Annotated in this window: 16 protein-coding genes and 1 pseudogene; 8 read left to right on the top strand and 9 right to left on the bottom strand. The window is 54.6% G+C overall.

Annotated elements, in window-relative coordinates; genetic code table 11:
• Position 1: 1 nt before the first annotated feature.
• Genes CER19_RS25805 through CER19_RS25790 form a run of 4 tightly spaced genes read left to right on the top strand, consistent with a single transcriptional unit; the run spans position 2 to position 3,297 of the window.
• Positions 2-1,300 (top strand): phosphatase PAP2/dual specificity phosphatase family protein, encoded by a 1,299-nt coding sequence (locus tag CER19_RS25805; RefSeq protein WP_116668461.1) that lies wholly within the window; start codon positions 2-4, stop codon positions 1,298-1,300.
• On the top strand, positions 1,290-1,733 hold the full coding sequence (locus tag CER19_RS25800; RefSeq protein WP_054896098.1) for a hypothetical protein: 444 nt from the start codon (positions 1,290-1,292) through the stop codon (positions 1,731-1,733). The genes CER19_RS25805 and CER19_RS25800 overlap by 11 nt, the downstream gene beginning before the upstream one ends.
• Positions 1,734-1,742: 9 nt before the next feature.
• Entirely contained in the window at positions 1,743-2,363 is a 621-nt protein-coding gene (locus CER19_RS25795) for a 1-acyl-sn-glycerol-3-phosphate acyltransferase (RefSeq protein ID WP_116668460.1), read from the top strand.
• Between the two features lies 1 nt (position 2,364).
• Positions 2,365-3,297: a phosphatidate cytidylyltransferase gene (locus CER19_RS25790; protein WP_057710628.1), complete on the top strand. Its 933-nt coding sequence runs from the start codon at positions 2,365-2,367 to the stop codon at positions 3,295-3,297.
• Between the two features lie 107 nt (positions 3,298-3,404).
• Here the strand turns inward: CER19_RS25790 and CER19_RS25785 are convergent, their stop codons facing one another.
• The 4 genes from CER19_RS25785 to CER19_RS25770 all read right to left on the bottom strand — a co-directional run bounded on the left by CER19_RS25785 (position 3,405) and on the right by CER19_RS25770 (position 10,380).
• Positions 3,405-3,770, bottom strand: coding sequence for a hypothetical protein (locus CER19_RS25785; RefSeq protein ID WP_116668459.1), 366 nt, complete (start codon positions 3,768-3,770; stop codon positions 3,405-3,407).
• Between the two features lie 224 nt (positions 3,771-3,994).
• Positions 3,995-4,906 (bottom strand): DUF4238 domain-containing protein, encoded by a 912-nt coding sequence (locus CER19_RS25780; RefSeq protein WP_116668458.1) that lies wholly within the window; start codon positions 4,904-4,906, stop codon positions 3,995-3,997.
• A gap of 561 nt (positions 4,907-5,467) precedes the next feature.
• On the bottom strand, positions 5,468-9,283 hold the full coding sequence (upx, locus tag CER19_RS25775) for an anti-phage protein Upx (protein WP_116668457.1): 3,816 nt from the start codon (positions 9,281-9,283) through the stop codon (positions 5,468-5,470).
• Positions 9,284-9,627: 344 nt separating this feature from the next.
• Entirely contained in the window at positions 9,628-10,380 is a 753-nt protein-coding gene (locus tag CER19_RS25770; RefSeq protein ID WP_116668456.1) for an abortive infection family protein, read from the bottom strand.
• 218 nt (positions 10,381-10,598) lie between these two features.
• Here CER19_RS25770 and CER19_RS28910 point away from each other — a divergent pair, with 218 nt between their 5' ends.
• From CER19_RS28910 to CER19_RS25750, 4 genes are all read left to right on the top strand, one after another.
• Entirely contained in the window at positions 10,599-11,198 is a 600-nt protein-coding gene (locus CER19_RS28910; protein WP_178088134.1) for a hypothetical protein, read from the top strand.
• 566 nt (positions 11,199-11,764) lie between these two features.
• Complete coding sequence (locus tag CER19_RS25760; RefSeq protein ID WP_116668455.1) at positions 11,765-12,679, top strand: hypothetical protein; 915 nt, start codon at positions 11,765-11,767, stop codon at positions 12,677-12,679.
• 10 nt (positions 12,680-12,689) lie between these two features.
• Positions 12,690-13,724, top strand: coding sequence for a serine protease (locus tag CER19_RS25755; protein WP_165861677.1), 1,035 nt, complete (start codon positions 12,690-12,692; stop codon positions 13,722-13,724).
• 373 nt (positions 13,725-14,097) lie between these two features.
• On the top strand, positions 14,098-14,493 hold the full coding sequence (locus CER19_RS25750; RefSeq protein WP_116668453.1) for a hypothetical protein: 396 nt from the start codon (positions 14,098-14,100) through the stop codon (positions 14,491-14,493).
• A 215-nt stretch (positions 14,494-14,708) separates the two neighbouring features.
• Here the strand turns inward: CER19_RS25750 and avs1c are convergent, their stop codons facing one another.
• From avs1c to CER19_RS25720, 5 genes and pseudogenes are all read right to left on the bottom strand, one after another.
• Entirely contained in the window at positions 14,709-14,966 is a 258-nt protein-coding gene (gene avs1c / locus CER19_RS29510) for an AVAST type 1 anti-phage system protein Avs1c (protein ID WP_116668562.1), read from the bottom strand.
• Between the two features lie 30 nt (positions 14,967-14,996).
• Positions 14,997-20,789 (bottom strand): AVAST type 1 anti-phage system protease Avs1b, encoded by a 5,793-nt coding sequence (avs1b, locus tag CER19_RS25740; RefSeq protein ID WP_165861676.1) that lies wholly within the window; start codon positions 20,787-20,789, stop codon positions 14,997-14,999.
• 4 nt (positions 20,790-20,793) lie between these two features.
• The gene (avs1a, locus tag CER19_RS25735; RefSeq protein ID WP_218568488.1) at positions 20,794-22,011 is read right to left on the bottom strand and encodes an AVAST type 1 anti-phage system MBL fold metallo-hydrolase Avs1a; all 1,218 of its coding nucleotides are present in this window, start codon (positions 22,009-22,011) and stop codon (positions 20,794-20,796) included.
• Positions 22,012-22,152: 141 nt separating this feature from the next.
• A pseudogene (locus CER19_RS25730) lies at positions 22,153-22,332 on the bottom strand (transposase domain-containing protein); the annotation flags it as partial.
• A gap of 699 nt (positions 22,333-23,031) precedes the next feature.
• Entirely contained in the window at positions 23,032-23,967 is a 936-nt protein-coding gene (locus CER19_RS25720) for a hypothetical protein (RefSeq protein ID WP_116668449.1), read from the bottom strand.
• Between the last annotated feature and the right edge of the window lie 104 nt (positions 23,968-24,071).

Below are 24,071 nucleotides of genomic sequence, written 5' to 3'. Positions count from 1 at the left end.
CATGCGCGAACCCGGTTTATTGAAACCAGCGGTGCTCTGGCTGCTGCTGTTGGCACCGCTGTTTTTCAGCACCTACGGCTTTGCCACCTGGGTCACCAGCCAGCGCAGCGACGTCGGCACGCTGGTGTTCGGCTGGGAAAGCCACATGCCGTTCTGGGCCTGGACCATCGTGCCCTACTGGTCCATCGACCTGCTTTACGGCTTCTCGTTGCTGCTACCCAACACACGCCATGAGCTCAAACAGCATGCGCTGCGCCTGCTGAGTGCCCAGGTGATTGCCGTGAGTTGCTTTCTGATCTGGCCACTGCGTTTCACGTTTGAGCGGCCGGAACTGGACGGTGTGTTCGGTTGGTTGTTTGCGGTGCTGGCCGGTTTTGACAAGCCCTTCAACCAGGCGCCTTCGCTGCATATCGCGCTGCTGGTGATCCTGTGGGTGATGTACCAGCGGCACGCCCAGGGGTTATGGCGCTGGGTGGTGCATGGTTGGTTCGCGCTGATCGGCGTTTCGGTGCTGACCACTTATCAACATCACTTTATCGACTTACCCACAGGCGCCTTAGCGGGGTGGTTGTGCGTGTGGCTATGGCCAGTGGAACATCCAAGCCCATTGTTGAGCGCACGGTTGACGCGAGATGCCCAACGTTGGCGCTTGGCTGTGCGCTATGGGCTGGGCGCGCTATTACTGCTGGCGCTTGCCTTGGTGCTCCGCGGCGGCTGGCTGTGGCTGCTGTGGCCAGCGGTTTCCCTGGCCTTGATCGCGGCCAACTACCTTTTGATCGGCGCGTCGGGCTTTCAAAAATGTGCGAATGGCCGTCTTACGCCTGCCGCCCGCTGGTTGTATGCGCCTTATTTGGCGTGTGCGTGGATCAATTCGCGGCTGTGGACACGCAAACATCCACAGCCGGACCTGATTGTGGATAACGTCTGGCTTGGGCGTATTCCTACAGCCAGTGAGCAAGGCACGTTCAAGGCCATTGTCGATCTGTGTGCCGAGCTGCCCATTAATCCACTGGGCCGTGCTTATGTCTGCGTGCCGGTATTGGACCTTGTCACCCCAACAACCGACGAATGCCTGGAAGCCGCACACGCCATTGAACGCCTGCAAGCGAGCGGCCCCCTGTTGGTGTGCTGTGCCCTCGGTTACTCACGCAGCGCCACCGCCGTCGCCGCCTGGCTGCTGAACACGGGCCGCGCCACCACGGTTGAGCAAGCACTGGCTATTATTCGTACAGCGCGGGCCGATGTGGTCCTGCACCCCGCACACCGTCAAGCGTTGGAGGGTTTGCCAAATGCCTGCTGATATGGAACTCCAGGTGGTCGCCAGCCTGTTGCGCCGTGGCCGATCACTGGATCAGTTATCCACAGGGCTGACACTGCTCGGCGTGCTGTTCGGCCTCGCCCAGCTGCTGTTGGCCAGTATTTCCACCATCTGCTTGCTGCTGGCCCTGTGGATGATTGTGCTGGGCCTGTTGCAAAAATATTGGGCGCTGCGGGTGGCCTTCGACGCCGACCTGTTCGCCCTGCTCGCTCGCGACACCACCCGCACGCCAGACCTGGACCAGGCCCTGCAGACCCTTGGCCTTCAATCGCCCAAACGAGCCGGTCGGCCCTGGACTGAACGCCGTCGTGGCGCCCTCAAACTGTTGCGTAAACAAGCCTGGCTGCTGGGCGCGCAAGCGCTGCTGACCCTGGGCGTCATCCTCGCCAGCCCTTGGCTACCCTTCGCCGGATAAGGAATCCCCATGTTCGAACCCGTGGTCGCCACGCTGATTACTTCCATGGCCCGCACCGTCACTGGCGCCCGCAGCCTATGGCTGGGGTGTGCGCCGGTGCCGGTGCAGCGCATCTATTTCGCCAACCACAGCAGCCACGGTGACTTCGTGCTGGTATGGGCATCGCTGCCGCAGAACCTGCGCAAATTCACGCGCCCGGTGGCCGGCAGTGATTACTGGAACAAGAGTGCGCTGCGCCGCTACATCATCAATCGTGTGTTCAATGGCGTGCTGATCGACCGTGAGCGCAAGGACCCTGTGGATAACCCCTTGCAGCCCATGCTTGCGGCGTTGGAGGATGGCGATTCGCTGATCATTTTTCCCGAAGGCACGCGCAATCTGGAGGATGGCTTGCTGCCGTTCAAAAGCGGTTTGTACCACCTGGCAAAAAGTTACCCACAGGCCGAGCTGGTCCCCGTGTGGATAGCCAACCTGAACCGGGTCATGCCCAAGGGGCGCGTATTACCGCTGCCGTTGTTATGCACCACCAGCTTTGGTGCCCCCCTGCAACTGGAAGAAGGCGAAGACAAAGCCGCCTTCCTTGCCCGCAGCCGCAACGCCCTGCTCGCCCTTGCCCCGGAGCATTCCTGAGATGGATAGCCAAACCCTGATGTTATTTGGCGGCATCGGCGCGATCCTGGTCATCGCCTCGCTGATCGGCCTGATCCTCAAGCTGCGCACCCGTGGCAACCCGAATGCCGTGATCGACAACCTCAACGCCCGTATCAACGCGTGGTGGGTGATGGTGGTGGTAATCGGCATCGCCTTTTGGCTGGGCACCGGCGCGGTGATCCTGCTGTTCTACGCGGTGTCGTTCTACGCCCTGCGTGAATTCCTCACCCTCACACCCACCCGGCGCAGCGACTACCCGGCCCTGGTGGCCGCGTTCTACCTGGCCCTGCCGCTGCAATACCTGCTGATCTACGCCGACTGGTATGGGCTGTTCTCGATCTTCATCCCGGTGTACGTGTTCCTGCTGCTGCCGATCCTCGCATCCTTAGGCGGCGACAGTACGCACTTCCTGGAACGTGCATCGAAGGTGCAATGGGGGTTGATGATCGCCGTGTTCTGCGTGTCTTTCGTCCCGGCGCTGCTGACCTTGGATATACCGGGCTATGAAGGCCGCAACCTGCTGCTGATTGCCTATCTGGTAATCGTGGTGCAACTGTCGGACGTGTTGCAGTACGTGTGCGGCAAGCTGTTCGGCAAACACAAGATCGCGCCCAACCTGTCGCCGTCGAAAACCGTGGAAGGTTTTGTCGGCGGGATCCTGTTGTCGTCGCTGATCGGCGCAGCGCTGTGGTGGACCACACCGTTCAATCCCTGGCAGTCGTTCCTGATCGCGCTGCTGATCAACTTGCTGGGGTTTGCCGGCGGGATAGTGATGTCGGCGATCAAGCGTGACCGCGGTGTGAAGGACTGGGGGCACATGATCGAAGGACACGGCGGGATGTTGGATCGGCTGGATTCAGTGTGCTTTGCGGCGCCGATCTTCTTCCACCTTGTACGCTACTGGTGGACCTGAGCCACCCCTTTCTCAAACCCGATGGAGAGCAAAATGTGGGAGCTGGCTTGCCCGCTCCCACAGGGGATATGCGCTTACCTGTAGGTTTTGTGGTGCTTTGAGGACCTCTAGCCAGCGATCTCGACATAGCTAGACTCTCCGCCGCCTGTCGCACCCGATAGCCAGCCCCAAACGAAACTCAGCGTTGTGAGCCCGGCGTGATCCACACCTACCGTGCCTCGTGACCACCCCGCGAGCAGTTCCCCATCCAGGGTTACGCACTGATAAAGCAGCTCGATGGTATTTGGACCGGTCACCCGCCCGACCTGCACTCCCAGGCGAATTCGGCCACCCTGGTAAGTGCTCGAAATCACCCCATCTTCGACTTTGTAATGAAACACGGTGCCGGTACCGGACAACCCTTGGGCGTTATTCGCGACCACGAACCGACGATTGTGCAAACGGGCTTGGACAGTGGCAGAAGGGTTTTGCATCAATACGCCTCCTTGAATTGAGCGAATCCAAAACGAAAAAAAGGGGCTGTTGAAAACAGCCCCTTTGAATTTAGAGAATTAAAACTGTCGCAGCCAGTAAAGACGCGGCTTTAACGCACATTTCAAAGCCTCGGCGGCTAATCAATCGCCGGACCTAGATGATGGCCACTACTCGTCGCCAGAACTGGCTGGAGTCTATGTCCGGGCAAGGTGCAGATAAGGCCCTAAAGATCCCAAGCATCTTCATCCATCAAGAAATTGGAGACGTATTCACGCTGCTCTTCAAGAGTTGGGCGGTCCAGAGCCCAGCCCAGATGGCAGCTAATGAACTCACCTTGCGCACCGTCGCAGTAGTAAGCCGTGCGCGCCTTCGCCAAGGTATATAAATTGATGAGTCGAGCACGAGCATGCGACTTAAGGCGACCAAAGACCATAACGTTCGGATCATCGGAGAATACCAATGCTTTACCTGGGGCGATGGCAATGATGAACAACAGGTTCTTCAGATAGTCTCCCCAGCGGGATGTGGGATAGTCAGAAGCAAGCAAGCATGGTAACTCCCAGCTGAACTCTTGCATGTGCGCTGCCACGAGACCATCTGAGAACGGCTGGTCAATTAACGGCAAAGTCTCGTTCTGAGCAAGCAACACCAACGACACCACCCCGAGCGAATCACTCGATTTAAAGTAGTCGATAACCTCATCGATTGAACGATGCGAGGACATCTGGTCGTCCTTCATCCTCTGCCGCAAGAGATCGAGTTCTGAGCGAACATCCATGGCTTTGAGGATGTCTGGATGGCGAGCTTCCAACAACGTAAGGGTGTTCGCCAGTTGCCGACGATCAGCCAGATTCCAATCTTTAACGCTACTACCACGCGCCTTCTCGATAATCCTATGACCAGCTTCGTCAATCATCGGGGTGATGTAGCTGGATTCGACCTCAAATCCGCCATCTGCAAAGTCAATACGGTACAAATCCTGAATTGAAGCAGTGTGCTTTATGGCAACCGTCTTGATTTCCATCGCACCGTTTGAAGGCAAACGACGATAGCGGAAAATTCTGCCATTCGTGTGTTGCCAAGCTTTGAGGAAGTGTTGGGGGATAAAGTGATGATTGCGTGGAGGATTCGTCATTCAGTAAAGCTCTCTTATCCAAGAACACTGTGAGGCCAGATAGATGGACTTCATACCTGCGTTAATCGCATCGGTGGGTCCGCCTAGGGCAACGCACCAGGGAGCTATAACTGAATCCCAGGCATTTAAGGCAGTTCTGAGCATAATCGCTTCAAATTCTTGACCTTGGGCATTTCACTGTACCGAAAGTCATTGCGATGGATTGACGACGAGATGATCATTCAAGAGGGATGCATCGGTGGGCCGCCTCGATATGGCAGTATGCCATACCGCCACCACCTATCATTGGATGCTAGGGCTTCGAAAGCCCGAAGATGCGACACGCCGTGCTCACTGGCGCACAGTCCAGCGTGAAAGTGGATGTCTTCGGCATCAAAGTAGAACGGCGTAGCATTCAAGCCTTGGAGATCCGCGAGGTAGACCCACAAGGCACAAAAGGTGGAACGGCAAGTGTTCATATACTTCCACCGCCGTGGCTATGTGCTATCTGCTCATCGAACATCTCTGTATGGCGATGATTCTCGCCTAAAAAGATTTCCGGGGTTAGTAGACCACTACAGTTCAGTATTCGAGAAGGTCGTTTGGCCGCCCAACATGAGTACCTTGCAATGCAGCGATCTGGGACTGTGCGTAAGCGACAGGAGATGCTCCACTGAAAACAAGCCAGGAGACGAGCTCGGGATCTTTGATTGCCGTGAGCCGTGCAAAATCAGCAAGGTTTTCATGCGCGAGTGCAACACGCTTCAGATGCCGTTTGAGCTTATCTGGTTTGCCCTTTATGTCCTCACCCTGATAATCGGAAAGCTGGGAAGCGACTTCTGAGTAGTTTCGAGCAAGGGAAAGATCCTTGCACTCGACGATGAGCACTTGGTTTCGATCCGCACGCCAAGCAAGCAGGTCTATATCGCCAGGATCAGTGGACAGTTTTCGCCCCAATATCTCTGGAAATCCGATTCCGCGCCGTACAGTCCACCCCACACCTTGAAGATCCTTTTCTAGAGACTTTTCGAAGGTATGCCCTTCCCGGGCCTCACCCAACCATTCGTCCCTCATTCCGTCAGTACGGAAGAATTCTCGTTTGAGCCGCCCAGAATGTGCTCCGTCGAAGACGTATTGCAGCGAGTTGCGCAATTGCCCTGGGGATACGATCACTAACGGGTCTTGGCTATCGTCTATCTGTAGCAACGGCCTGGCGACGGCTGACAAGCGTCGACCGAACCGCCAAGGATAGATGTCGGATAGGTCAAACTCGTCAGTCACCTCAGCCCACTTTGGACGAGTTTTGAGCACGAATCGGTCAAGGAACGCGGAAACGACCTTATCGTCGAGTCCGGCGGACTGGCCGGCATGCTCCAACTGGCGCCGCTTCATGGTGAGGATTGCCGCCTGATTAGCGATCCCAATCAACTCAAGTGCATGGACGAATTCGAGGCCTTCTTCTAGCGTAAAGCCCATTTCTGCGTTCCAGAACGCGAGAAAGCTCTCAGTATCGTCATCGTCTGTGGCAGCATCCGTGGTGCCTTCTTCGCCTATCAACTCTTCGATCTCTTCCGCTTTGGCGTAATGCTGTTTGAACCGAGCAGCGTGGGCTTCGAACCGCTCGTTGGTCGCCTTAGACAACAAAGGGTCAAGCACCATTTCTCCAAGCTCGTCGCGGAAGAGAAGGTCACCTAATGGAGATATCTGCACTTGGGCAGGTAGCGCTCCAAAGCGCACGGCGTCAGACATGCCGCCAATGCGAAAAAGTAATGCTGCTTGTGCAAGGAGCCGCCCGAGCGCCATATCGGAAGGCTCCATCCCTCCGTCAATAGGGCACGCGCAAATCGCTAGCTCAATGACTAACCGGGAGGTCAGCGCCGCGCCGGAAAAACGTCCTAACTGCTTGGCGACGGTTGTCTCGACACCGACTTCACCAGCATGCAGACCGAGTACCGCAGCAGCCGTCCGATGCCAATGGTTCTCCTCACGGCGTGCTCGTTCGCAATTCTCGAGCAGGCGGGTAAGCGTCTTCAGCCGATCGAATTGGGAAAGCTCCTCCTGCATGTCTTTCAAGAGCACATCCACTACATCGTTGAGGAGCTTGCCGACCGCCTTCTTCCCCTCGTACTGCGCCGGTGCATCGGCCGCAACCGCACGCCACCCGAGCTCAATTCTGGCGGCACCCGACTCAGTGTTTTCGATGGTCAAAAGGCGTCGGCTCAACGAGCTGGACACCCGGTCACTGAAGTCGAATGTCTCCATGATGTGGAAGCTGCGCGCGGCGTCATTGGGAACCGCGATCTGCTCGATCGCAAAGCCCTGGTCGGCTGGTGCATTGAAACGAAGCAGAGTGGCAAACGCCGTGCCGAGCGCGCGGACCAATGCGCGTTCTGCACGATTGTCCGACGCTCGAAAGCCAGCAAGAAATCCGTCTTTGAGCACTACCCTTAGTGCCCCATGCTCACGGATCCGCTCGAGCCTCCAGAAAGCATTTAGATCACGGGGAATCGCCTTACCGTCGAACTCGCTAACGTCGCCGTCACCCTCAAAGCAGAGATAAACCTTTATCGACTTCCTTGTCCTCTCATTGCCTATGGCTTCGACCGCCTCGCCAATTCGCCCAGCCCACGTGCGTACCATCTTGGCCAACTCGACAAGGAGCGCTTGATCCTCCACATCAGGTGCCTCGATCGTCACCCAGAGGGTGAGCTGCCCCTCGTAGACACAACTCAAACGTCGTGCCTCGAGCTCATCGATTGATGCATAGCACCGGCTTTCGCGCTCGGTCGGAAAGTAGTCCCCTGCTGAGGGCCGCATTACCCTATGCCATCTGCCACTGTTGTCACAAATGCGGTGCCAGTCATACCCCGTGTCTGCGGCTAACCGTACATCGCGAAGGAGATCTGTAGGAATTGAGAGCATCAGAGGCCGCTCAGGTGTGATGCGCCCCTCTGGCAATTGATCGTGCGGGACCATATGACCATCATTGGCGCGTGCCCAGCCAAGGAGATTGAGAATGCCGTTGACATTGATTAATTGAACACCGGCTCGCGAAATTATTTCCACTGCGTCCTGCACACGCCAGAAGGCAAGTGGGGACATCTCTGGCAGCGAGCCTAAGCGGAAAAAGTCTGCGCACGACATCCACTCGAACTGCCATGCCGCGGGCATTTCCGGCACCGAGCCAACAAAACCCGCACCCCAGCCACAGCCTACCCGCACGACGATGCCACGCTGGAAGCCTGGTTGTTTGGAAAGTTCAACAGCGGATTTTGCAGCACGGGCGTCGAGGATACTCGCGGTTTTCTCATCGAGCCGGAGCATGCTGCTGAAACCTTCGGCCGAGTGCAGCTGCACTGAGGGCAAGACGAATTGGAGCACCATGAAGTGGCCCACATCGACTGAAGAGTAAGAGGTCGCTGATTGGGTAGTCCCAATCCTCTCCCAAGACAACCGAATTCGCTCACCGTTACCAAACGCCGGTTTCTGAGAAAGAGTATGTACATGGGCTTGGGCTAATGCCCTGTCAAGGTTGCTCAACTCTCGCTTCTGGACGGCGAACGCTATCACCGCGTGGCGAAGCGCAATGGATAGAGCCGTGGGCAGCACAACGACAAGGTCATCATGTACGCGAAGAAGCGGGCGCTGCTCCAGCACTCCCACGCTAGGCACTTGGCTGCCGAGAGCACCGATTTGCGTGTGATCAAGAATGAAGGGGGAAAGATCTGCAATTGCCACACCGGCGGCTTTTAGCATGCGCTTCGTCAGGGTGACACGTGAACGGAGGACGCTTGCGTCAAGGCCTCCAGTTTCGAGCGAGTTGGTGTTGGTTTCAACACCCGGCTCGAATCGTTGTAGAGAAGAGTTAGCGCAAATCACGTCCGATAGCTGTAGAAGCGCCTGTGTAGAACGTTTAATCGAGATGAAATAGCCCTCTTCGGGCATACTGAAGATAACGTCGACCATCAACTGTGTGTAGAAGCCTGCGGCCTCCCAGATGCCTTCCAGAATGCGGTAATCGCCTTTCTCGTTCCCGACTATCGAGACGAATACGTCCTCGGCAGGATCTTCCCCAATGACGCTGTTCGACTCGCCAATGATCGCATACCAGCGCCGCGCATCATCGACGGTAGCTACCTGTGCGCCATGACAATGAATGAGAGCCAGAGCAGCCATCAACTCTAATCGCAAGCATTCGGACTGATGCGCAGGGAGGGTCAGCAAACTAGCGAGCAAAGCCACTGTGCCGCTACGTTCGAAGTTGGCGAGATCGGCGACAAGTCCAGCGTTGTCCTTCGCAACATCATCCAGCGAGTGGCTGGGGCTCGCCCAAGCAGCGTTCTCGGCCATAGCCTCAAACAGGGTTTGCAAATCTGGTGCAGAGAAGGAATCGTTCACGAACAGCTCCCAGCAAATTGTTGGCTAGAGGATCTTACGTGACGGGCGGAAAAGGGCCTATGGGAACTTGAGGAGGAATATGTTGTTGGGGCTGACGTCAAATTGACCCAGTGGCCGAGGTCACGCTGCTCCAGCACCAATCCGCGAAATTTCAGCAATGAAGCGGTTCACAAAGTAGGAGCGTGGGTCAGCGACTGGGTCTGTCCTGTGCCGGCGATAACACAGAAGACAAGCCGAGGGCTGCTACCCAGTCCCTGCCAACAGATCTAATTCTCTCAATCCAGACGCTGGTTTTTGAGAATTAAAACTGTCGCAGCCAACACTGACGCGGCTTCGAGCAGTTTTTAACGTTGCTCTTGGCCTGATCGGGACTCCCAAGTCGCAAGTAGAAACATTGCCATGGAGCCAGCTAGGTTTACGGCCAGTTCGGCATGTCGGGGTGCTGCCTTCGCACCATTTTTACCCTTTCCGTGCGCATCGCTGAGGCGATTTCTCAACGAGCCCAGTCCCTCTACAACTGCAGTGCAGCCTCCCAATATTTGCTTAAAGACCACCTCTTCATGCTGCGCTTTTGTCAGGTTGAGCAGCGAGGCTGTTTGCTTGTAGAGCTTGTTGAGATCAGAATTTGCTTCATGCTCGCTGTCGCCCGCTTCTTCCAGGATATGCTTGCAGACGGACTCAAGAAGCGTCCGGGCCATGGTGATCGCCCCCTCAGGATCCGAAGCACGGCGTTCAATCGCTTTAGTCCAAGCACCACGTACATGCTCGGCGTCGAAGCGGTTCATCGCTTCAGACACCACCGCATCAGACGGATGCACATCGACGGACTCTGCGTAATCAGCAAGTGCTCTGAACTCATCCCATATGAAGCTTCTACGTTCCGCGTACGACCCAAATTTTGGCTTTATGAAGCCCCAGAACTGATCTAGGTTCCGGTGCCGTTTCACCCAAGCAGGAGCAAGCGAAGCTGCACGTGGGTCGTCCAAAATGCTTTGACGGTAAAGTGGATAATCTCGCTCGTCGTCGTTGTTACCGAGTCCGGTCGCGCGGTTTACGTAGATAGCCTGTAAAGCATCAACATCGTCGATCAGAGACACTGGCGTCTTACCTCCAATGTAAGCCCATACTGGGACAGCGATTCAGGAACAGCTCCATCGTACGTCGTTCTGGAGCGTATTATTGAAATCGCCGCTCTCCACAGTACGAAGATATCATCCGACTAGGCGCTTGGTGGCAACACTCATGGGCCTAGCCATTGATTTCATACTCCTCTGGCCTGATGCTTCCAGCTTTGCATCCGTACAAGGAGTTTCCATTGCTGTCATGGATTAAGCATCTGATCGGCCAACCAGCCCGCGACTACGAAGAACGATTTGCCCAAGCCTTGAAGCGCAGCAAAAGCTGGGGCTTGACGCCCTCAGGTTTCAGGCGCACCGACGAGCGCTTTGTCAGCGAGCAAAACCTCCAAATCTTTCAGCAAGTGGCGGCAGCGCATCTATCCCATTTCCATGCTGAAGATGTTTCTCAGCAGTGCTTTGCCGTAACCGCAATGCTGAAAGCCCCATTAGAAAAAACTCTGGGGGTGCCGCTCACGTTCACCCTAGGTTATGTCGAGTACAACGGGCACAATGTTTTCCATAGCGATACCCGTGATCTCAAGACGATGCTGAAAAAAGGCGTATCTTCCCTAGCTCTAAATCTGCATGCGTGGCTCACGCTGCCAAGCCATGAGGTAATTGATATCACATTTGGCACAACCTACGGCGTGGTCAATGAAGTGCCGGATGTCATTGGCCGCATGTGTTTCCTGCATCCGGATGACATGACCGCCGATATGCAGTATCACCCGCATCTGATTGGGTGGGATTACCTGGAGCGGATCGGTGCTACGCACATCTTGCTGATGCCGTCTTGAGCCTCAATCACATCGTATGAGCCTGCTGATCATTGAAAGACGCTGGCCCTAACCAAACGATGATTCACGCTCCAGAACGCAGGCGCTACTGGCTTGCGATCAGATTGAGCTGACTTCGTCATAGAACCGCTGGAACACCGGGTCTGTCGCCCGCAGCGCCCTCATGTTCAATGTCAAAAGCGCTTTGGAGTAGACCTCGAGGTGCAGCTTTCTCTCCTGCTGCGGCAATTGATGATCAGTGGGGACTCAGCTAACAAGTAACCAGACACATCACCGGCGACATTCGCTGCCCCAGAGCCATGGTGATTCGGGCAGCCCACCGTTTTTTGAGGCGTCTCAATCTCTCTCCTCAAAATCATTATGCTCCGACCTCAGCAAAGCGCTTCCTTCTATAAAGGAAGCATGCTCAATCTCTAAAGTACATTGTCACGCAGCGTAAGGTAGAGCACTCCGACACAAAGTGAGAAGATCCTCACAAGTCCAAATGTGCTGATGGTGGCTATGGCGAGGAGCGCCTGTGCCCTCGACGCCTATCCCCTGACAACCCGCCCGACATAAGCTGACGCATGAGCAATATAGAACCAGCCCTGACCGGGCAAGATGTAGTTGAAGCTTTCAAATCTGATGTCGAGAACTTCTTTGAGGCCCGACACGGTTTTGAGCTACGTATAGAAACAGCAGGCGATGATCCAACTTGCAGAGGATCCGGCCCAACGGCACGCATCCAACTGCCCGAGACAATGATGGGACATTCCGTCGAGTCCTTCACCGATGTAGCACTTCTCCTGTTGGTACTTGGCCATGAAACCGCTCATTACCTTCATCGCCATAACGAGCATTACGATGAGTCTGCCTTAGAGTACCGGGCGCTGGAGGTCTGGGCGGATTACTTCGGCACGAAGGTGGCCATGGTGGTCATGACTCTTGGCGAGAAGACGCTGAGGTGCTTCGGCAATCTTTCGGGCGCAACAAACACCGGAAGCCGCCTCGATGCTTTGGCCTCGGCTTTGGCCAACCTGTCCGGCTCCTATTTCAATATTACCTCCCCCAAATACCCGTCAGCGAGCGAGCGGGTTTCAACCTGCATCAGAGGCATGCTGTCATTTTTCGAAGTCCAGTTCGGTCTTCAAGCTGGCGCCGAAGGAGGCGAAGCGGCATATCGCAAGGCGATGCAACCACGAACTATCGTCGAACGGGCATTGAAACTTCAGATGCGCCTATACGGCAACAGTACTCTCGGATCTCTGGCCGACACATCTCCCCGCCAGGATTGCGAATACTCAGAGCTCAAAATCATTGCCGCGATACACAGAAAGATCCAGAACGGGCAACCGGCGTTGTTCGAGGGACTAAAGCCACTGCAGTCGCAATGGCTGAGTCTCAACTACGACCTTCCAGATGAGCTGCAGGCAGCAATCGCGAAAAAACGGCGTGAACTACTGAAAAAAACTTTAGAGGATATGGATATTTCACATGGGTAATGGAGATGGCATGGAAGAGTTCGAACCCTTTGAAATTGTAACGTGTGAAATGGTTGGGGCCCCAAAAAATGGTTTTTGCCCTCTAGCCCCCGAAGCTGGCAAACCCTTTCATCCCTTCAGGATTCAAGATCCTTTTGGGCTGAGAAGCGCCATCGTACCTGTGTTTCGTCAAGACACTGCGGGACGCATCTATGGGTTGGGTACGGCGTTCAACATTGATGAGTTCGGCTCATTCTTGACGGCCCATCATGTTGTCGACTTTTCGGAGCACAACGGGCCAAGCCGACCGATACTTTTCCTTAGCATGCATGTCCTAGGGTATGGCTCCGTCCCCGTTCCTCATGACTGTTTCGTACCTGTAACGGGCTTTCATGTCGCCATGATGGATGCGAATGATCCCATGGGCGCGTTGCTGGGAAAATCCGAACGTAAAGTCGCCATAGACCTTGCCGTTTTGAAGGCTTCTCAACTCGGGCCAGGTGTGCGCTCCCCCCAGACACTGGCCGTGCGTGTTGAGGGATGGCAGCCCACTATCGGTGATGTCGTGCTCGCCGTGGGGTTCCCCGAGTTGGATCTGTCGGAGCTGGATATGGACTCGCAAAAATTACTTCTGTCAGAGGGCATGTACGGGGCCTATGGGAAAATTGTGGCAGCACACCCTCATGGCGTCACCACTTCCAATCCAAGTCCAGTGTTTGAGGTAGAGAGCGACTGGCCTCCAGGCATGAGCGGAGGCCCCATTTTCAATCGGGCAGGAGAAGTCGTTGGTATCGTCAGCCGCTCGATTCGGGCCGAGTCGGACCTTCCCGGTAGTGGATTCGCAGTAGACCTTGGTAGAAGTCACCGAATCCAGGTTTTCGCTGCCAGCTTAGATGCGCCCGGATGGCAGGTGTGTTGGGGCATGTTTTCTGAAAATGGAAATAAACTTCTTAGCGTTCATCCCTCAGATGAAGCTGCAGTGTTAGCCGGTAACTCACTTGCCCAGCCATTTAGCGTTAAAAAAATCGTGAATAGAATCGGCACTGACGAGTGGATGGCTGCATAAATTGACACAGAAGGATGTAGCTACGTTACAGGTATGGACGGGGCTGCCCCAGTGCAAGGCTTGATTATCGAAAACGCCCGGTGAGCCTCACCGGGCTTTTTTCATGAGCGTGAGGAATAGCTCAATTTTAGAAGGAGGACTAAACGATCAGAGGATGAAATTTACCAGGAGTAACGGGAGCAAAGGTGGTTCCTTAGCTTCCGTTTAAGGCGGCTCAACTGCGGTTGCTGGATGATTGAAATAGTCGTTTTAGAGCGCCTAATGGCACCCCCAAAGCCACTGAATTTCAAAACTGTAAATCCTCTTTGCAAAGCGCCGCTTTGCCATCGCGTTAACAGCGCGAGCCATGCAATGTGCAAAGAGAATAGTACGTATGCCTACCAAAGCAAAAAAATCAGCTCCAAAAGCCAAGCTTTTATCTTGGCCACCTGCAAAGACCCGAACTCTGCTTTTCATACTGATAGTGTTGTTCCGTTCTCCAGGGCCACTGATTAACGTCGATCAGAGTTCTGTCATTCATCAGACATTCTACAATTCCCCATCTAAGCACGATGCGGAAACCTCCACGATGAACAAGACTGATCCTGCGACAATCCAGCAGCAGCTTGAATTGTGGGAGGCTGCGGCGCAGCGACGGCATGCCGAGGCTCAACGCAAAGCCTCAGCAGATCTTTTGGAGGAATTACGCCAGCAGGCTGAACTCCTGACATCGGGTGCTAGCTCGTATCACCTGGATAGCATGACGAGAAGCAAGCAGCTTCCTCACTGATGTTCAATGACTGTCTGCTGATCGTAGGCAGCCTGTTCAAAGCCATTCGAAATTGATGCACCTGAAAAAGCTTGCCGTTTGGGTGCATCAACAAATCTCTCGTATGCGCCGGGGCGAACGGATCAACCGGTTTACGAGTACGAAAATTCAATAGTCAGGAGCGGCGGTGTGTCTACATCAGGCGTGAATCGTAACCGACAGCGCCACCCCCGCTGTCACTCACCAGAAGACGGACCTTGTTCATCCTGGCCTTGAAAGGCTTCCTGCATGGCTATAACGGTATGCATGGTGTTCACTTGCACCCGCGCCAATTCGTCGACACTAAGAAAGTCCAGCCTGCCATTCGGGAGCAGTTTCAGTCTGAACAAGCTCTCGGCTACATTCGATGGGTACTGCAATTTACCGCTCTTCATATTTACTAGCAGGTGATGAAATCGAAGCTCGAACTCTGCACGAGTTACCGGTGTTTCCATTGGTTGAATTCTCGGGATCATAGCGGGGTCTCAAGCTGGGCGACTGATAATTGCGCGTTTGTCATCTATCTCGCATAACCAGGCCATCCTAATGCCCGGATGCAACCGTAATGCAGCACGCTTAATTGCGAGGAAGCAACCTTCGTTCAGCGGCCCTGCTCCTCTTGCCCTACCAATTCTCCAACTGGCACGAGTCATGTCATTATTTGTGGCATTGGTCATCTGTATCAGCTTGGCCGAAGGAACGGCAGGCGTGAAACTGCCAAAGAACACCGGCTTAAATCTCACTCTCACGCATACGTCCTGTACGGAGGCCGCTCTCGACTCCGGTAATTCGGAGGAAGAGAATTCTCTGATTTGGCTTGGTGGATCCGGCTGCTCATCCGCATGATAGAAGAACGCAGTCATCCGGACACTTCGAAAGCGATCACCGTCCCAGACTCGCTCAAAAAAGTCCAGATATAGGTCATTCCCACTAGCAGGCCCGAATACCCCACCTCCCGTTTTCCTTAACGAATCCAGCCAACTCCGCGAAGGTGAGGCGAAGCCCACGACCCGCAGATGATTCATTCGTGAGGGGTTGTATACGCGGAAAATTTGGGTGATGTCAGGGAGAAGCGAGTCGAACGCCTGAGGCAATAGTGCGACTTGGAGAGCATAGCGAACTTTCGCCGTCCACCTGTCTAACACCTGGTTTGAACTGTCACCACCCCCTCTGGATACCAAATTCTCGAGCTCAATGGTTGTCTCGATAGAAAGAGGTTCGCATGCATCATGGAGGACCTGTTGCGCTTGCTCGGCGAAACTCTGGGTCACAAGCCCTAGCGCGGTGAGCTCCTGCCACTCGTCCTCACAAGACGTAGCCCAGGCTGGACACGGGACTTGGACTAAGGCCTCAAAATCGCGTTCTGCAGACCCAGGAAATATCGAGCGCACAGCCTCCAGCATCAACTTTGCGCTTTCGGAGCCTCTCAGCGCTGCTCGTTCGGAAATGCGCAACAACACGCCGAGTCGGCCCACATGTTTGCAATTACTCTGGATGCTATCAATATTTAAAGCAGGAGACAGTTGGCCCCAGAGCACGGATGGATCTGTCATCGATAAATGATCTAAAACACCACATAGAACATCCGGCAGATTGGTGCTTTCCATGCTGAAGGCCCGAGGGCCTACCATCGAGATATACCTAGGATGAGCATTTAGCAGCCAAAGGGTCAGTTCGGAGGCCTTATCCCGCCGCAACCACTTCGGATGGTCAATTGTCGCTAACAGCAGCTCCATAAGACTCGAAGACGTATCCTGTGTCCCGGCCGCCTCCAGAAATTCATATTCACTGGTGCTTTCGGGAGATTTGCCAACGAGGATCTCTATGTGTTCAACCACCAGTTGAACTAGCCCTGCACGCTCATCACACGTGGCTATACTCGAGATTTTTCTAATAACGTGAGCCGCGCGACGCCAAGCGTCAGCGTGGCGCTCGGCGAGAATGAGTGGAGCGTAGATCTTCACCACGCTGTCGGTTGAGTCCGCCCCATCACGCAGTATCGCTTCCGCTCTATCTGCGCTGTCTGACAAACTTCCCCAGATTGACCATCCGCCATGCTGAAGAAGTTTAAGCGCTGCTAAAGCTTCGTCCCGAGCCGCAGAGGCGTTACCCCTGGCAAGGTGTCGTTCAGCACGTGCAACTGCAGCGTCAGATTCGCGGCTCGAATCTGACGTGCCAAAAATTCCAGGCATAACAAACGCGTTCCTGATCGACTCGTCTTCCTCCTTCCCCTCTAAAGAGCTGCTATCCCAAGAGTCAGGGGAAAACGCGACGCCACCCGCCGCGGCAGGCAAGCCTTCGTCGGTGGCCTCATACGCCTCGCCCAATACCTCCTCGAATGATCCCAGCAGGGCTGAAGGCAAGCTGTCCCGCAGCGTCGATATGAAGCTCGCACGCTGCTCATCATCGAATTCATCCTCGCAGATGATCATCAACCGCTCGACCATCAGAGCAAGTGCGCTCCGTTCTCTCCCGACCTGTGCAGCCAATCGCGCGTAGGCTTGAGCAGAACGCTCGAGGTGGCGGCTGTCACCGAATTGATAGATCTCCAAGAGCGCCCAACAGATAGGCCAATCAGCTGCAGACCCTACCGATTCCAGCATTCGGTACAAAGCATCTTGTTCATCCAAGGCACCACCAGGAAACCGCATTCCTTTAAGGGGAGCGATACGGTCGATCTCGCCCGCGGTAGCCTCGGTCAGCAATTGCTCGGCGGTCCCGCAAGACTGACGACGGAAGTAGCGCACTGCCTTCAGAACATCCCCGCGCCCGCACAAGATGCCGAGCAGCTCGGCTTTGTCATACCGGACAAAGCGCTGAAAAGTCATCTCTCCACTGGCTATTTCTAGGCAACCGGCAACTCGCGAAAGAACACCCGCCTCCAGAGGCTCACCCTGTCGGACACCTTGAAGAGCAGTAGTCATTAGGCTCAGTTGATCCTCTTTATACCAACTCGGCCCCATGGAAAACGACAGAACAGCTTGATACGTCTGATGAGCTTCCTCTGTAGCGCCCAGTCGAACGAAGAGAGGAATGGTGCTCAGAAGTTCCGGAACCAGCTCATGACGATTCTTTACGTTTGACTGGATAAAATTCCGCCACCGCCTCAGTAAGGCGAACGCTTGGTCTTCGACCTCATCATCCAGCGTCAACTTGGTAAGGCGCTTAAGGACCTTTGCCAAAATGCTTCTGAACCCCTCGGAGTACAGACCGCACTGCACTGCAAATAGCTCATCGACTACAGATAGCAAACAATCGACATGTTCAGGAAAGACATCCGCGATGAGATCTGTCAGGCGCTCATAGATTTCGGGGAGGACGGCCTCTGGAATCCCGTAGCTATCCTTCCACTCAGAGCGTTGAGCCAGAGTAAAACGAAGCTTTTCGAAGACATGCTGCTCCAACATTTCCCAGACAGAACGCAGGCCAGCATTATCGGCGAGTTCCGAGAAATACCTTGCTGCTCCATCGCACCATGCCAAGGCCCTGCATAAGGATTCAACACCTTCCTGCCATTTAGAGGATTGGATTTCCGTCGTAACTGGACAGGACGACTGACGATCCAAGAGTCCAGCAAGGCGCCACCGAGCCATGCCCGAGTTGAAGCTAGGCATATCCATGGTGACATTATCTGCCGCTACGAATTGGAGCGGAATCAGGTCATCCAGCGAACCTACGAGATTACGCAGAACTGCGGCAGGTGCCCCCAACGAAACCATTGCATCAATGATCGATAAGCTAGGACTTGCCCGCACCTGCTCCCGCTCCTCCAGTAGCGTCTGGATGTCAGCAAACACCTTACCAAGTAAAATTCGGTCTTGAGCCAGTTCGTACCCCTTACAAAGGGCAGCATAGTTGGCGAGGAGTTGAAGGAGTGCTTGGTCGATCTCGGTTATGGATCCACCAGGATTTTTCCTTAGCGCCGATAGGCTTAGGTAGCTTCCCTTTAAGCACGCCATGGCGCCCAAATGACTGCCAAGTATCTCCGTCAAAAACTGTTCGCGGCCGCGGTCGGAATCAACGCCTCGCTGGATCGATCTAATCGAAAATACGTTGTGATGCGCCAACATCTGCCAAGCAGAATCGTCGCCTGCACGATCCCGCAATAGCAGTACCTGAGCGCGTAGCTCATTAGCGGCCATGAAATCGCCGATGGTCAATTCGTCACTCGCGTGAAGCCTCTCTATTACTGAGTCGACCTTGTCGAGAAGTTCCAGTGCGGCATCGACGTCGATATCCACAAGGCGGAGTGCCAAGCGCAAAGCCAGACGCACTGGAACAATCAAGCGACCGTGACGTACAGCATGCTGCAGCGCCTCCTGCGTCTTTCCTAAAGCGATTAGAGCGTCCGCAGCAAGGTCAGCAGAGAGCGCGAACAATGTGTCGTAGCGAAACTGAATCCGTTGAGATAGCAAGAGAAGTCGAACAACTTCGAGCAAGCCCCCTTGCTTGGCGGCCATCCCCAAGGCTTCGCTCACATCACTGAGTAAAATATCGGGCTCAGCGCCCACCGTTATGCACCGGTCGACCCATTCCTGCCTACAACTAGCAACTGCGCGAGCTTCATCAGCCGAATCGGATCTAAGGCCGTGATACACAGCGTTCAGCGTGCCATAGCGATTTCCTGGATGTGTTTCACAATACTCCGCAAGACGATGCTGAATATCCATGTTGCGCAAAGCCGTCTTTTCAATTAGGAAATCGGCGAAAGACAAGTGATAAATAGTTGTCTCCCCAGGCCGCAGCAGGAGATGTCGAATGCGCTCAAGTGTGGTGACAAGGACTACCAGTTCAGCATCATTCAGTATCTCCGCTAGCTGTGTCGTAGGGATGCCCCAACGCAAGCGCGCGATAATGGCTAGCAAGTTGATGGCGTCTGGATCAGCCAACAACTGCGGCCACAAGCTCTCGTAATAATTGCGGATGATGCCGTTGATCAGAGGCAGAGCCGCTAGCTGCTCGTCGTCGGCGCCACCGTTAGCCAAGTCGATGAGATATCGAAGGTAGAGTGCGTGTCCCTGAGCCCTGTCGCAGATGATCCTGACGGTTGCGGCACTGGCTCGCTCAGCCAGTAACGCGTCACCACAGAACGTCCTCGCTGCGTCACGGGTCAGCACCGGCATTAAAATGCAGGAATCGGTTGTCACCCTTGCACCTAGCGCCGCGGAAAGCTGGACGTAGCTGGGAGCGGCGATGACTAACTTCAAGCCATCTGGCATTCGTTGAGGTAACAAACCAATGAACGCTTCGAGGGTACCCTGACCGAGCTTCGCGGCTTCGTCGAGGCCATCCACGAAGATGATGCCGATCTTTCCTTGCGATGAATATGCTTTTGCCAATTCACTCAGCAGTTCGTTTGTGCCGGTGATCAACTCTGAGTATTTTTTTACAGAAATGCGTCCAGCGCTTCCCGTAAGGTGAAAAGACACCAACGTATTCAGCCAATCAAAGAATACGTCAGGCTGGGCAAGGTGCATTGGATTTGCAGTACCAGACCGATGCGTGAAGCTGTAAGTCCCGAAATGTTCAAGCGTCGACAGTGAGGGCTGATAGGAATCGCAGAACGTCGATTTACCTATACCGTGAGCACCCTCGATGAAGGCGTAGCCGCCCGCAGCGGTGCTGACCAGCGCATCGAAGTCTTTGGTAAATTCCTCTCGTGGGGCGAGCACCCTGTCGCCATCAGCGTCGCCTGCGGTATTGCTGAGCGGGATGGAATTCCTCAGCAAAAAATCGGATACCCTCGCTATGGAAATCGCACCTAATGACTTGTCGATCCCTAGACGCAACATACCCTGGCATCGGCCATCGCAAATAAGCGCAGCGCCGGATATTCCTTCGTACTTGCTCAGCGCTCCGGGGGCTTCTACTTGGAGATCAAGATCTATTCCCAGTTTTGGGCTATCTAGGACTCGCGATACCAGTCCCTCAAGGCGATGACCTACAGAGAGCTTCGCCATAGGAAATCCGAATGCACTAAAGCGGGTCCCTTCAGAAGGTAGCGACGCATTCAGAGCGATGGGCGGGAGATCCACCTCTCGCTCAAGCAGCAGCAGGCATATGTCGAGTGCTATCTCATCATCGACCACTATGGCGATAAGGTCTTGCGCGACCCCATTAACCTCGAAGCGGACCTCGATTTTCTTCTGCGTATCAATTGCTTCATCGACACAGTGGCGCGCAGTGATTACATGGGTACCCGTTATTAGCCAACCTGTGCCGGACTCGTCGCCACACTTGATCTGACATGTAGCGCGCGCAATTTGTGCATCAATCATTTCTTTAGGATTTCCCAATAGTGATCCAATCGGTCGCATTCTCGTGCACTCTAAATGGCGTGTTGCTCCGAGAGCGATGCCTGCGAAGGAGGCTCGAGGCTGGCGTCGCATAGTTCAAAAAAATCGTGCGCGAAAAATCTGCAGGCCGATCGACGATTGCTGCAAGGACCTCAAAGTCCGGATGACCATGTCCCACTCCATTTGTGGACACGAGGTAAATTGGCGCGTCAATGAGTTCAAGCAGCTCTGGGCTGGTATTGCGCAAGCTGCCGTGGTGCGACACTTTCACAGCATCAAACATCATCGAACAGCCTTGTGACTTAAGCACCTGGAGCGCGTTGACCACGTCTTCTGCCCATGCGTCTGCCAACATCAACACGCGAGTCCCGCCTAGCTCGACGATAGCTGTGATTGAGCTTCCATTCGTCGTTGAGGGATCAGATTCGTGGACCTCCTCAAGCGATTTGTGACCACCAGCGGAGAGAGAAACAGAAGATGGCGGTGCCGTTTCAGGTACATGTTCACAGAAGAGTTCGAACGCGTCGTCAATCACCTCGCCGGGCCCCACGGCCCCGGTGTACCCCATCTGACGCAGACGCCTTTTCCACCACTTGAGAAATCCATCCAGTCTCTCTTGTGTGGGCCCAATTACGCGCACACTTCCTCCTGGGAGGCTGTGCACAGATGTGCGTTCTATCGCGATGCTTGCGGTTCCATCGTTAAAGTTCCAGCGGTATCCGCCTTCATAGATCAATGATGCAAGCGAGCTTCCTTGACGTGCGCTAATTTCCCCAAAGTCCGCACCAAACTCCTTCACCGGAGATGGATGACCACGTCGACAAAGCGCGTTCAAGATGTCACGGTCGGAGTTACTAATCTGTGTAAGATGCTCAGCACTCAGGCTTCGAAGGCTGTTGTGCCAAATGTCGCTGATAGGGGCTATCCGGGGTGCGGAGGTAGAGCCGTTGAGCGAGAGGAGCCGAATAAGTCCAGAAATGTGATCAGCATCGATATGGCTGGCGATGACAAGATCCAACTGCTCGCCCCTGTTTACGAGGTCAAGTAAATCACGCGCGATGTGATCATCGAACGTCTGTGCGTAGCCAGCGTCGATAAGCACGTTCGCCCCAGAAGCGCTTATCAGAAATGCATCTCCATTGCCGGCTGGGTACATCCTTAATTTCACTATCGCCTCCAGCGAACTGCCGTTTTCATCCAACAAGGTTAAGAGTCAGGTAAGCGCCATATCATGACAGGCAGGTTTCTTCCTGTCCTCCCGTGATCGAAGCACCGCTATTGCTTGGTTTCCAGTGACGGGAGGTAATTCTTATCGGTAAGCGTCCGCCCAACACACCTTGCGTGATTAAACGGGCGCCCACCTGTGCGGCAACAGCGCGGTAATCTCACTCGCACGCTGCGTCGGCAGGCGTGTAAGAACATCCTTCAAGTAAGCATACGGATCATGCCCGTTGAGCCGCGCCGACTGGATCAAACTCATGATCGCTGCCGCACGTTTACCGCTGCGTAACGAGCCCGCGAACAGCTAAAATTATTACCTTTGGATTTTGTGAATTAAAACTGTCGCAACGGGGCCCGAAATTCGCGGGTTCCAGCGTCATGTTGAGAAAGGGCAAAACTGTCGCAACCGCCCAAACAGCTGGTTCTGCACGATACTCTAGAGAATTAAAACTGTCGCAGCCACAAACGCCGCGGCTTTTAGGCGCGTTCAAGAGAACCGGCGGCTGGTTGGCCGCCGGTCGTAGAGTCATCGACGAGGGATGAAGTAGGCGACGATACCAATGGTCATCAACCAAACGTGGGTTGAACTGTTGACCGGGGTGTCACCAGGGAAAAGGATCATGGAGTACATGGCCGATTCTCCGGCCAGGGGAAGGGTCAAATTCGGGATTGAGAGTGACTGTCCTGACTTCGTATTTAGGGTCTCGCTCATCGAGTTGACCAATTCAGCCGAACCTCGATGACCACCTGTGTTCCCGGCTGCGCTTGCCCTCCAGCATCAGGTCTTGCAAGTCAACGATCGGACATCAAGGCCAACCACGCCTGTCGTTCTGCCTCGATGGGGTACAGGAATGGTAAGCGATGCCAGTAGTACCTGGCGCCCAGCTAGTTTCCCAGTAGACGGTGGGGCCAGAGTTGAACGAGTCCGCAGTGCAGAGAGGCTGCTTGAGCCGATGCACGGCTCAAGCATGAAGAGGGCGAGCGATACTGGCAGGCTCGCTCGTCAATCTTGGATCGTGAGCTTTATCCGCTCTCGCGGGCCAGCGATGTCGGGCACGTAGTCCAAGTAGGTATTTAGCATTTTCGCCGCGGTGGAAATGTCATAAGTATCAAGCACCGCCGCGATACGTTCACCCTCGAATTGTTCGAGGGCGTTGTGGTGGTGCCAGAGATCCTCTCGCCCGACGAGCCTGGACACCATGAGTGTGTACCGCCGGAACCAGTACTCAAGATAATGTTCAGGAACCTCTACAGTGCTTTCGAAATCGTTAACCTGGTCAAGATAAAAACAAGGATTGTTCGAGCTGGTGGTTTTCCCATACCAGTAGGCTTTGGTTCGTACCGTTTCAACGTTTTTCCCCAAGCAAGAAATGAAGGCGGCCAATTTTTCCAACAGGCTAAAGGAGGGATCCTCGTCCAAAGGGCTTTTGACAATCCAGGTCAGATTTATATGCCGATCATAGGCGGTGTTAAGCTCAGCATCGCTATAGTCGCGCCCAAGCAGCTTGGTGAGAGCGGATCGGAATGTGACCCAGTCCCTTGCTCTGAGCGCGATGAAAACCTCCATCAACAAGTCATGTGACCAACCTAGGCACTTGGGTAGATGTGCATCATCGCTTCTCAAAAGGCTGTTCAGTGACGCTTTACCTAGCAGCCGCAGTTTCACCTCCCTCATGACAAGGCCTACATAAAGATCTATGTCGAGTCTGTTAGCTTGACGACTGTTGCCCAAAGGCAGGTGCTCAGCCAGGTCGTCCTGCTTGATCGTGAGATGGTTCATGCCCGGATTTGCTGGGTACAAGAAAAGTACCTGCGTAGCAACGAAGCTGCTTTGAGCAAAGCGGTTTGCAACGCTTTCCATCGTGGGCAGTATGCTGTTTACCTCTTCATCGCTCATGCCAAAGGTCAGGCTCTGTTTCAAATCCGAGTAGAGCGCCACGCCGTCCCCCGGTGTCAGGATAGTTGTCGCCTCTCCTGATTTACCCCCAAAGAGCATACCGAGGGCGGAAAGAGGCAGGTTGTGACGTACTATTCACCCGAACG

The sequence above is a fragment of the Pseudomonas sp. GL93 genome, assembly GCF_003408955.1.
Classification (GTDB): domain Bacteria; phylum Pseudomonadota; class Gammaproteobacteria; order Pseudomonadales; family Pseudomonadaceae; genus Aquipseudomonas; species Aquipseudomonas paracarnis.
This window is presented reverse-complemented; position numbering and strand designations above follow the sequence as displayed.

Excerpts from the sequence above, each read along its gene's own strand:
- CER19_RS25805 (WP_116668461.1), top strand. The coding sequence starts at position 2 with ATGCGCGAACCCGGTTTATTGAAACCAGCGGTGCTCTGGCTGCTGCTG.
- CER19_RS25800 (WP_054896098.1), top strand. The coding sequence starts at position 1,290 with ATGCCTGCTGATATGGAACTCCAGGTGGTCGCCAGCCTGTTGCGCCGT.
- CER19_RS25795 (WP_116668460.1), top strand. The coding sequence starts at position 1,743 with ATGTTCGAACCCGTGGTCGCCACGCTGATTACTTCCATGGCCCGCACC.
- CER19_RS25790 (WP_057710628.1), top strand. The coding sequence starts at position 2,365 with ATGGATAGCCAAACCCTGATGTTATTTGGCGGCATCGGCGCGATCCTG.
- CER19_RS25785 (WP_116668459.1), bottom strand. The coding sequence starts at position 3,770 with ATGCAAAACCCTTCTGCCACTGTCCAAGCCCGTTTGCACAATCGTCGG.
- CER19_RS25780 (WP_116668458.1), bottom strand. The coding sequence starts at position 4,906 with ATGACGAATCCTCCACGCAATCATCACTTTATCCCCCAACACTTCCTC.
- CER19_RS25760 (WP_116668455.1), top strand. The coding sequence starts at position 11,765 with ATGAGCAATATAGAACCAGCCCTGACCGGGCAAGATGTAGTTGAAGCT.
- CER19_RS25755 (WP_165861677.1), top strand. The coding sequence starts at position 12,690 with ATGGAAGAGTTCGAACCCTTTGAAATTGTAACGTGTGAAATGGTTGGG.
- CER19_RS25750 (WP_116668453.1), top strand. The coding sequence starts at position 14,098 with ATGCCTACCAAAGCAAAAAAATCAGCTCCAAAAGCCAAGCTTTTATCT.
- avs1c (WP_116668562.1), bottom strand. The coding sequence starts at position 14,966 with ATGGAAACACCGGTAACTCGTGCAGAGTTCGAGCTTCGATTTCATCAC.
- avs1b (WP_165861676.1), bottom strand. The coding sequence starts at position 20,789 with ATGATTGATGCACAAATTGCGCGCGCTACATGTCAGATCAAGTGTGGC.